Consider the following 10,974-nt stretch of genomic DNA (forward strand, 5'->3'; position numbering starts at 1 on the left):
ATGCCCTGACCAATAGTGACCTTATGAAGAGGAATGTCTGTCGGTAATTGTGCGGCATTTTGCGTAACAAAACGTCAGATGGCAACTAATTAGCGAAACGGCTGACAGGAGTCCGTCGCCTGAGGCGGCGATTTTATTTCGACGCAAACGGTTTCGTCGCCGCTCACAATTCTCTATAATGACGCCCGTTTTCCCCCTGATGCACATTTTACGCTTCGAAGACGAGAGACTTATGATGGAAATTCTGCGTGGTTCGCCTGCACTGTCCGCATTTCGTATCAACAAACTGCTGGCGCGTTTTCAGGCAGCCCGGCTCCCGGTGAGCAACATTTACGCTGAGTATCTCCATTTTGCCGATGTTAGCGGTCGGCTTAGCGAGGACGAGCTTACCCGGCTGCAACGCCTGTTGAAGTATGGTCCAAGCCTCAGCAGCCATACCCCCTCCGGCAAACTCCTCCTCGTTACGCCCCGTCCGGGCACCATTTCCCCCTGGTCTTCTAAAGCAACGGATATCGCCCGCAACTGCGCCCTCACCAAAATCAACCGCCTTGAGCGCGGCGTCGCCTGGTATATCGACGCGCCGGAGCTGAGCGAATCGCAGTGGCAGCAGGTTGCGGCAGAGCTACATGACCGCATGATGGAGACGGTCTTTACTGCCGAAGCGGACGCCGAACAGCTGTTTGCGCATCATCAGCCCGCCCCGGTGCAGAGCGTCGATTTGCTGGGGGAGGGACGTCAGGCGCTGATTGACGCCAACCTGCGTCTTGGCCTGGCGCTGGCGGAAGACGAAATTGATTATCTGCAGGAGGCGTTTACCCGTCTTGGGCGTAACCCGAACGATATCGAACTCTATATGTTCGCCCAGGCTAACTCCGAGCACTGCCGCCACAAGATTTTCAACGCCGACTGGGTTATCGACGGCGAACAGCAGCCGAAGTCGCTGTTCAAAATGATTAAAAACACCTTCGAAACCACGCCGGACCACGTTTTATCGGCTTATAAAGACAACGCGGCGGTAATGGAAGGTTCAGAGGTGGGTCGTTTCTTCGCCGACCACGACACGGGCCGTTACGACTTCCATCAGGAGCCTGCACATATCCTGATGAAGGTAGAAACCCATAACCACCCGACGGCTATCTCCCCATGGCCGGGGGCGGCCACCGGCTCCGGCGGTGAGATCCGTGACGAAGGCGCTACCGGGCGCGGCGCAAAGCCAAAAGCCGGGCTGGTGGGCTTCTCCGTCTCTAACCTGCGGATCCCAGGCTTCGAACAGCCGTGGGAAGAGGATTTCGGCAAGCCGGATCGCATTGTCAGCGCGCTGGATATCATGACCGAAGGCCCCCTCGGCGGCGCGGCGTTTAACAACGAATTTGGCCGTCCGGCGCTGAACGGCTATTTCCGCACCTATGAAGAGCGGGTGAACAGCCACAACGGCGAAGAGCTGCGCGGTTACCACAAGCCGGTAATGCTGGCGGGCGGGATCGGCAACATCCGCGCCGATCACGTCCAGAAAGGCGAGATCGTTGTCGGCGCGAAGCTGATCGTGCTGGGCGGCCCGGCCATGAACATCGGCCTTGGCGGCGGCGCGGCCTCATCAATGGCCTCCGGCCAGTCTGATGCCGATCTCGATTTCGCCTCCGTGCAGCGCGACAACCCGGAAATGGAACGTCGCTGCCAGGAGGTGATCGACCGCTGCTGGCAGCTGGGCGACGCTAACCCGATTCTCTTTATTCATGACGTCGGCGCGGGCGGTCTCTCCAACGCGATGCCGGAGCTGGTGAGCGACGGCGGGCGCGGCGGCAAATTCGAACTGCGCGATATTTTAAGCGACGAGCCGGGCATGAGCCCGCTGGAGATCTGGTGTAACGAATCCCAGGAGCGTTACGTGCTGGCTGTCGCTGCCGACCAGCTGCCGCTGTTCGATGAACTGTGCAAACGCGAGCGCGCGCCCTATGCGGTGATTGGCGAAGCCACCGAAGCCCAGCATCTCACCCTTAACGACAGCCATTTCGACAACCAGCCTATCGACATGCCGCTGGATGTTCTGCTGGGCAAAACGCCGAAAATGACCCGCGACGTGCAGACGCGCAAAGCGGCCGGCGAGGCGCTTAACACCCAGGGCATCACCATTGCCGACGCGGTGCACCGCGTGCTGCATCTGCCGAGCGTGGCGGAGAAAACCTTCCTGGTGACCATTGGCGACCGTACCGTTACCGGCATGGTGGCGCGGGATCAGATGGTTGGCCCGTGGCAGGTTCCGGTGGCGGACTGCGCGGTCACCACCGCCAGCCTTGACAGCTACTACGGTGAAGCAATGGCGCTGGGTGAACGCGCGCCGGTGGCGCTGCTGGACTTCGCCGCCTCTGCCCGTCTGGCGGTAGGCGAAGCGCTGACCAACATTGCGGCCACGCAGATTGGCGACCTTAAGCGCGTCAAACTTTCCGCGAACTGGATGGCAGCCGCCGGGCACCCTGGCGAAGACGCCGGTCTGTATGAAGCGGTGAAGGCGGTGGGCGAGGAGCTTTGCCCGGCGCTGGGCCTGACGATTCCGGTGGGTAAAGACTCCATGTCGATGAAGACCCGCTGGCAGGAGGGGAGCGCGCAGCGCGAAATGACGTCGCCGCTGACGCTGACCATTTCCGCTTTCGCCCGCGTGGAAGACGTGCGCCGCACCGTTACCCCGCAGCTGGCGACCGAAGATAACGCGTTACTTCTTATCGACCTGGGGCGCGGGCATAACGCGCTGGGCGCAACGGCGCTGGCGCAGGTCTACCGCCAGCTTGGCGACCAGCCTGCGGACGTGCGCAGCGTTGAACAGCTGAAAGGCTTCTGGGACGTCATGCAGGCGCTGGTCGCCGCCGGTAAACTGCTGGCGTGGCACGATCGCTCCGACGGCGGCCTGCTGGTGACGCTGGCTGAAATGGCCTTTGCCGGTCACTGCGGCGTGAACGTTGATATCGCCGCGCTGGGTAACGACCACCTGGCGGCGCTGTTTAACGAAGAGCTTGGCGGCGTGATTCAGGTGCGCGCGGCGGATCGTGAGGCGGTGGAATCGGTGCTGGCGGCGCACGGTCTGGCTGACTGCGTGCACTATCTGGGCCAGGCAACGGCCAGCGATCGCTTTGTTATTGAAGCGGCCGGTCAGACGGTGTTCAGCGAAAGCCGCACCACGCTTCGCCTGTGGTGGGCGGAAACCACCTGGCAGATGCAGCGCCTGCGCGATAACCCGGCCTGCGCCGACCAGGAGCACGAGGCGAAAGCCAACGATAACGACCCGGGCCTGAACGTGAAGCTGTCGTTTGATATCAACGACGATATCGCGGCACCCTATATCGCCACCGGCGCGCGTCCGAAGGTCGCCGTGCTGCGTGAGCAGGGGGTAAACTCCCACGTCGAGATGGCCGCTGCGTTCTACCGCGCCGGGTTTGACGCCATCGACGTGCATATGAGCGATCTGCTGGGGGGCAGTACCGGGCTGGATGATTTCCATGCGCTGGTGGCCTGCGGCGGTTTCTCCTACGGCGACGTGCTGGGCGCTGGCGAAGGCTGGGCGAAATCGATCCTGTTTAACGACCGTGTTCGTGACGCGTTCGAAACCTTCTTCCACCGTCCGCAGACCCTGGCGCTTGGCGTGTGCAACGGTTGCCAGATGATGTCTAACCTGCGCGAACTGATCCCGGGCAGCGAACTGTGGCCGCGCTTCGTGCGTAACAACTCGGATCGCTTCGAGGCCCGTTTTAGCCTGGTCGAGGTTACGCAAAGCCCGTCGCTGCTGCTGCAGGGAATGGTCGGTTCGATGATGCCGATTGCCGTCTCCCACGGCGAAGGGCGGGTCGAAGTGCGTAATGATGCGCACCTGGCACAGCTTGAAAGCAAAGGGCTGGTAGCGCTGCGCTACGTTGATAACTTTGGCAAGGTCACGGAAGCCTACCCGGCAAACCCGAACGGCTCGCCGAACGGTATCACGGCGGTCACCAGCGAAAGCGGCCGGGCGACCATTATGATGCCGCACCCGGAGCGCGTTTTCCGCACCGTGGCTAACTCCTGGCACCCGGAAAACTGGGGCGAGGACGGCCCGTGGATGCGCATTTTCCGCAATGCCCGCAAGCAGTTAGGTTAACGGTCGCTTTAGCAAAACCGGACAAGGCGCACTGCCGCATCCGGGAATGTCCCGGGTGCGCTGCCGCTTACCCGGGCTACGTTTCAGATTAGTAGCCCGGATAAGGCGCGTGCGCCGCATCCGGGAACGCCCCCGGCTTACCCCTCCAAAAATCCATAGTCCTTCGCCCTGTATAACTCACGGGCAATTTTCAGTACAATCGTTCACCGCGTGTACAGGGAAGAGAAGAAACTATGAAGCTTGTTAAAACAGCCAGATTGTTTTTTACGCAGGGCGCTTCGGACAAAGTCTATGAAGTGGACCTCTGTGAACAACAGAGCGACGATCCCCAACGCTACTGGGTAAATTTCCGCTATGGAAGGCGCGGCAGCACCCTTCGGGAAGGCACTAAAACCGTGACGCCGGTGGATCTGGCGCAGGCGGAAGCCATCTTCAAAAGTGTGGTGGTGGCGAAAACCAATAAAGGCTATCAGGAAGTCGGTTCCCATTCATTCTCTACCGGCTCTGCCTTCTCCTCTTCGTTAAATACCCTGTTACGCCATATCGACAGTCTCAAAGAGAGTCAACAGCGCGCCCGCAGCATATGGCGGCTACCGCAACAGCCTGATACCCGGCAGGCGGACTGGCTGGAAAAAGGTATTAACGAGCGAAATCACTGGCTGGAAAATTACGCCCGGCTCTGGACGCTGGGGCGGGTAGGAGACGGGCGCAACCTGGCGCGGGTAAAACCCCTCCTGACCAGTGAAACGCCGCCGTTACGCAGCCTGGCGTTAGAGGTGTGGCTGCGTCTTGGGGATGATGACGACATCGCCGGGCAAAAAGCGCAGCTTCTGGCCTCGCTGCCTGGTGAACTGACCGCGGCGATAGCCGCCAATGACAGCGCCGCCCTTGACGCCCTGCTCAGACAGCAGGTGACGGAACACAACCCTCACGCCAACGCGCTGTTGAAAACCCTCTACCTTGCGGCGCTGGATAGCGCCCCGCTGCATCAGAGTTTACTCACTCTGCTGGACACCCTTCCTCTGCGCCCCGGTCTGTTCCAGGGGGTGCGTTACCTGTTTAAGATGGCGGAGTTTCGCCTGGATGCGCCGATGTTCGCCCTGCTGGCCTGGCGCTTTGATACTTCCCGCCACTTTTATTCCGCAGACTGGGATGGCGTCTACCTGGATGGCGTGGGCTATATCAAACCCAGCAAGGAGCTGTTGCGCACCGACAGCCGACTGGCTTATTCACGCAAAACCCGCGACTACCTGCGCAGGCGCAGCTGGCGCGCGCTGCGCCGTCTCGGTGCCCGCGAGGACCCGCGCTATGTAGAGATGGTCAGCGCCATGCTATTGCAGTACCGCGAAGAACACCTGATGCCGGAAAAACAGGGGTGGGGTGAAGGGAATTATGCCGCCGACGCGCACCTTTTTGCATGGAACGCTATTTTGCGCTCCGCCAACCCCGCGTATCAGCGCCATCACACGCGCGCGCTATGGATTAAGCTCGATGACGAAGCCCCCGATCTGCGCGGAGAGGCCTTCCCGCAGCTATGGGATCGCCGCCCGGATGCCTTACTAAACTTATTGCTGCAGAGCGAAAGCGAGGCGGTTTGCGCCTTTGCGCTACGGGCGATGCAGGAGAACACGGCGTTTTGCCGCGCCCTCAGCGACCAGCAGCTGGCAGAGCTGCTGGGCAGGCCCTTCCCGGCGGTGGTGGAGTTTGTTTTATCGCGGCTGGCCGGGCGTCTGCTCAGCCGCGATCTGCTGCTGGCACTCATTCAAAGCAAGCACCCGCAGGCGCGCATAGTGGCGCTCACACAGTTAAACAGCATGAGGCTGTTTGACGATAGCGAACTGGCAGCGGCGCTGCTGTTAACGGATGACGCCGAAATCAGAACCTGGCTGGATGGCCGATTTCAGGCGCAGCCGCTGAGCGCCACCGAGGCAGACGCGCTGGCGCAGCTGCTGTTCAGGCGGCTGAACGATCCCGCAACCGTCTTTTCAACCAAACACGCGGGGTGGCTGGCGGTCTGCATCACCAGCAGGCTTTCCGGCTGTATGTCGCAGCTGTCGCTGGAGACGCTAAGCGCGCTGCTCGCCCACCCCGATACCGGGGTACAGCTGCTGGCGGCGCGGCTGCTGGTCGCCAGCCATTTTGCGTTAGACGAGCTGCCGGAGGCGCTGGTAGCGCAGCTTCACGCCTCGCCGGTGGCGCAAATTCGCGCCGCCGGTATCGCCCTGCTGGGCAAGCTCAGCCCGGAAGGACTGCTGCGCCAGCTGCCGCAGCTTGTCGCTTTGTTAAGCTGTGGCGAGGCGGAGGAAAGGGAGGCCAGCTATGCCCTGTTAGCGCAGCTGGCGCAGCAGCAGGCCCAGGCGGTGTTCGACGCGCTGTTCCCGCTTTTGTTCCAGAAAGAGGAGCAGGAGGGGGCGCATGCGGCGCTGTTGGCCTTTATCACCGGGCAGCTTGCCGCCTGCCTTGCTGCGCTGGATAACGGCACGCTGTGGCGGCTTATCCATGCCCGCGCGCAGGCGGCGCAGACGCTGGGCGCTGAGATTCTACAGAGCCGCTCTGCCCTGACGTTTAGCGTCAGGCAGTGGGCCGCGCTCGCCAGCCATCCCCTCTATCAGGTTCGCGCCTGGGCGCTGCAGGCCTTTACGGAGCAGGCTGAGATCGCCTGCGCGGATGCCGCCACGCTCTCACTGCTGGAGAGCGACTGGCCGCAGACCCGGGAGTTTGGCTTCGCCTTTTTACGCCAGCACTATCCGGCAGAGAGCTGGACGCCGGCGCTGATTGTTAACCTGTGCGACAGCCACCGCGAGGATGTGCAGGCTTATGGTCGTGAGCTGTTGCAGACCTTCTTTAAGCACGAGCAGGGGGAGGAGTATCTGCTCAAGCTTAGCCAGCATCCGTCGGTGACGGTGCAAACCTTCGTCACCCACTTTTTCCAGCAGTACGCCGGGGGAAAACCGGACATTATTCTGGCGCTGGCCCCCTGTTTCCGGGCGATTTTGTCGCAGGTTAACCGCGGGCGCGTCGCCAAAGATCGCACGCTGGCCTTTTTGAGCGAACAGGCCGCCGCCAGTCCGCAGGTGCTGGAGATGGTCGGCGCGCTGTTGAGCCAGCTGTCGCTGACCGTGGTGCAGAAAGACAAAGGGCCGCTGATTAAAGCGCTGCTGCAGCTGCGCAAAAATCATCCGCAGCTGAATCTGCCGCTGGAAATCGTCCCACGACCGGTACAAGGAGAGCACCATGCAGGTTAATTATCGCTATCAGGGCAAAAGCCACGCCTCGGAAAACGGGCTGAGCTTCGCGCCGGACAGCCTGCGCCCGCCCGCTTTTTTCGTGGGCGAACTGAAACAGAAGCTGGCGTTCCGCGAGGCTATCTCCGCGCTGCACAATGTCGTGGTCTCGGATATGCGTTTTAAGCCCAAAGATCGCACGGCGTACTTTACCTGGCTTGCCGGGGAGGAGCAGCGGCTGCTGGCGGAATTTATTGCGCAGAAAAGCCATTTGCAGCAGGAGGTCGCCGAAGTTAGCGGGCAGCTAAAGGCGCTGAATACCGAAGCGGTCAAAATCCTTGCGCCTTACAATCGGGCGCAAAAAGCCTATTTTGACTATCTCTATAAAGAGAATATTGATGCCTGGTATGTGCTGGACCCGGTGATTACCGTCCACCCTGACGAGGTATTTTTTGAATGCTTTTCCGAAGATGAGTCGAGCTACGGCAAGCTGAGCTGCCATTACGACGTCTTTGAGAACGTCAGCGACCAGGCCTTCGGCACCACCAATATCGACTACTCCGAAGGGCTCTATCAGGCCTTTCAGAAAATCCGCGACTATCGCCATACCCAGCTAAAAATCGATCCCGATGGCTTTGCGCTACGGACCGACGGCATAGACTGCGAAGAGAAGAAAATCGATCTGCCGGATAGCTGGGTGCGCGGCTTTTTACAGGTCAGCTCGGCGATGACCCTGCCGATGGTCAAGTTCACCCTCCAGCCGATGGATATCCATAACATCTGCTTTACGCTGCGGCGTAAAAAAGAGCGCGGCGGCCCGCGCGCGCTGCGCTTCGAGCTGACGCCGGGGCAGCCGGTAAAAATTATCTTCGAGCCGTGGAACGAGACGCTGGTTTGCCCGCGCTCGCTGTATCAGGGCGATACGCCCCGCGTCATTCGCGTCTGGGGACGGCGGCGGCTGCATATTCTTGAACGCTTAATCCCGGTGGCGAACAAGTTCGACGTCTGCCTGCTGGATGACGGTATGCCCTCCTTCTGGATTGCGGATTTGGGGGCGATGAGTTTCACCCTCGGGCTGTCCGGCTGGAGCGCGAACGACTGGTCGGCGCAGGGCAATTTCGATCTGCTGGCCCCGCGACAGGAGGTAGACTCAACGACGCTTGCGCGCGTTTATCAGGCGCTGGCCGCCCGGCATCTGGCGACAAGCGGCCAGCTTGCCGCTGAGCTGGGGCTTGAGGAGAGCGTGGTGAAGGCGGCGCTGATGGGCTACAGCCAGCATGGGCAGGTGCTGTATGACCTTGATAAAGATCTCTGGCGTATTCGCGCGCTGTGCCGCGAGCCGATTCCCCTTGAGCAAGTTCGCTTTAGCCATAAGCGGGAAGAGAAGGCGTTTAATTTTGTGATGGCCGGGCTGGTGACGGTGGAGCGCTGTCAGGCGAACGCAAACGGCGCGGAAATTCACGGCGCGGTGCTGGATAACGCCGTGCGCTATCCGGTGAGCCTGACGCTCGATGGCGACCAGCGTCTGATCTCCGCCGAATGCGGCTGCTATTATTTCCATCAAAACCGCCTGCGTCGGGGGCCCTGCGAGCATATGCTGGCTTTACGTCAGGCGGCGAAGGTAAAAGCATGATGAAAAGGACTTTTTCTGCTGGTATACTCAGCATTCATAGCGGCGTGGCAGTGGAACCTTGCATCCCGGATGGTGGATCGCCATTCAGGTTTTATGACTGCCCACGCGTCACTGATGCCATCTTCACTGGGCAGAGTGTGAGTACCTGTCACTATTGCAGTATGGCTTCAACGAAGCCAATGAGTGACAGGTACTCCACTCTGCGTCGAGTGGACGACCTCAGTACCAGGAACTCTTCGAAGGCCTTATCCGCCACGCCGCTATCCCTCCTGGTTCTCCCCGCCTCGCACTGTGCATCTCGTTCAGGGAGTGTTCGTCATGTCTGAATCACCGAAGCTGACCCGTCAGCAAATCTATGAGCGCATCCGTGAAACCAGCAAAGAGGAGTACATCCTCGCCGAGATGATCCGTCTGGGCTTCTGGGACGCCAGCCAGGAAAAGCCCGACCTGACGGCGGAATTTATTGCCGAGCGGGCGGCGTTGCAGAAGAAACTGGCCAGCCTTGGGGAGCGGCAGCGCCTGTATGACGATCCGCAAAAAGCGTTGCGTGAGCTGCATAAGACGCGGAAAAAGGCGGCGCTGGAAAAGCGCGAGCAGACGCGTATCGCCCGCAACCAGGCGCGCTATGAGCGCGCGCAGCGCTGGCACCAGACGCAGCAGTCCACCATTACCTGGCTTGGCGAGGGCTACTCTTTCGGGCTTGATGACACCACCCATAACGAGGCGCGGTTAGCGCAGCAAAACCTGCCGCCGCTGGCAGACAGCCAGGCGCTGGCCTCGGCAATGGGTATCACCCTTAACGAACTGCGCTTTTTATGTTTCCAGAAAGCGGTGTCGCGCGTTAACCACTACCGGCGCTTTTCCATCGCCAAAAAAAGCGGCGGCGAGCGCTTTATCTCTGCGCCAATGCCGCGCATGAAGCGCGCCCAGTACTGGATTCTGGAAAATATCCTTAACCGCGTAGCCCTGCACGACGCCGCTCATGGCTTCGTCGCCGGGCGCAGTATCCTCACCAATGCGCTGCCGCACGTTAACCGGGCGATCGTGGTGAACCTGGATATGGAAAATTTCTTCCCGACGGTGAGCTATCGCCGGGTAAAAGGGCTCTTTCGCCAGTTGGGCTACGCCGAGCAGCTTGCCACTGAGCTTGCCCTGTTGACCACCGAGCCGGAGGCGGAACAGGTTGCGCTGGATGGTGAGAACTGGTTTATCCAGCAGGGCGAGCGTACGCTGCCCCAGGGCGCGCCCAGCAGCCCGGCTATCTCAAATATCATCTGCCGTCGCCTCGACAGCCGCCTGCACGCTATGGCGCAGAAGCTGGGATTCACCTATACCCGCTATGCCGACGACATGACCTTCTCCAGCGCCGATAAAACCGCCAACGTTCAGCAGCTGCTGTGGCGCTGCAAACAGATCGTCAACGATGAAGGTTTTCGCCTGCACCCGGAAAAAACGCGGGTGATGCGTAAACCGCAAAAGCAGGAAGTTACCGGGATTGTGGTGAATGAGAAGCCCTCGGTGGATCGCAAAACTCTTAAACGCTTCCGCGCGCTGCTGTTCCAGATTGCCAAAGACGGCACCCAGGGCAAACGCTGGGGAGCGGGCGAACTGATGGCAAGCCTGGAAGGGTATGCTAATTTCGTGGCGCTGATCGCGCCGGAAAAAGGTATTCCGTTGCAAAAACAGGTAACGGACCTGAAACGTCAGTATGGTTACGTCACCCAGCCGGGGCGGATCACCGCGCTGAACAAAAAGCTGTTCCGCGCCAGGGCCGCGCGGGGCGAAGCGCCCAGAGAGAAGTGGTGGCAGGCGCAGGGGCCAGCCGCGCCGGTGCTGGAGCAGACTCCTCAGCAGAAACAGCCAGCGCCGCAACCAGCACCAGTATCGTCTCAACCCGAACCGCAGTCCTTTGCAGCCCGCAGAGGCTGAGGCACCGCGCCGGACGCGGATCTTTACGGCGCGACAGTGGTGGGCGCTTATAGTGCTTTTCCTTATCA

Annotated in this window: 4 protein-coding genes; all 4 read left to right on the forward strand. The window is 60.5% G+C overall.

Annotated elements, in window-relative coordinates; genetic code table 11:
* The first annotated feature begins 232 nt into the window (after window positions 1-232).
* The 4 genes from purL to ENTHG_RS00520 all read left to right on the forward strand — a co-directional run bounded on the left by purL (window position 233) and on the right by ENTHG_RS00520 (window position 10,906).
* Entirely contained in the window at window positions 233-4,120 is a 3,888-nt protein-coding gene (gene purL, locus ENTHG_RS00505; RefSeq protein ID WP_044172266.1) for a phosphoribosylformylglycinamidine synthase, read from the forward strand.
* A gap of 233 nt (window positions 4,121-4,353) precedes the next feature.
* Complete coding sequence (locus ENTHG_RS00510) at window positions 4,354-7,365, forward strand: WGR domain-containing protein (RefSeq protein WP_044172268.1); 3,012 nt, start codon at window positions 4,354-4,356, stop codon at window positions 7,363-7,365.
* Window positions 7,355-8,977 (forward strand): hypothetical protein, encoded by a 1,623-nt coding sequence (locus ENTHG_RS00515; RefSeq protein ID WP_044172271.1) that lies wholly within the window; start codon window positions 7,355-7,357, stop codon window positions 8,975-8,977. Before ENTHG_RS00510 ends, ENTHG_RS00515 begins: the two co-directional genes overlap by 11 nt.
* A gap of 318 nt (window positions 8,978-9,295) precedes the next feature.
* A complete protein-coding gene (locus ENTHG_RS00520) occupies window positions 9,296-10,906 on the forward strand; it encodes a reverse transcriptase family protein (RefSeq protein WP_052332654.1) in 1,611 nt (536 codons plus the stop codon).
* Window positions 10,907-10,974 lie beyond the last annotated feature (68 nt).

Source organism: Phytobacter massiliensis JC163 (genome assembly GCF_000321045.1).
GTDB lineage: Bacteria > Pseudomonadota > Gammaproteobacteria > Enterobacterales > Enterobacteriaceae > Phytobacter_A > Phytobacter_A massiliensis.

Excerpts from the sequence above, each read along its gene's own strand:
- purL (WP_044172266.1), top strand. The coding sequence starts at position 233 with ATGATGGAAATTCTGCGTGGTTCGCCTGCACTGTCCGCATTTCGTATC.
- ENTHG_RS00510 (WP_044172268.1), top strand. The coding sequence starts at position 4,354 with ATGAAGCTTGTTAAAACAGCCAGATTGTTTTTTACGCAGGGCGCTTCG.
- ENTHG_RS00515 (WP_044172271.1), top strand. The coding sequence starts at position 7,355 with ATGCAGGTTAATTATCGCTATCAGGGCAAAAGCCACGCCTCGGAAAAC.
- ENTHG_RS00520 (WP_052332654.1), top strand. The coding sequence starts at position 9,296 with ATGTCTGAATCACCGAAGCTGACCCGTCAGCAAATCTATGAGCGCATC.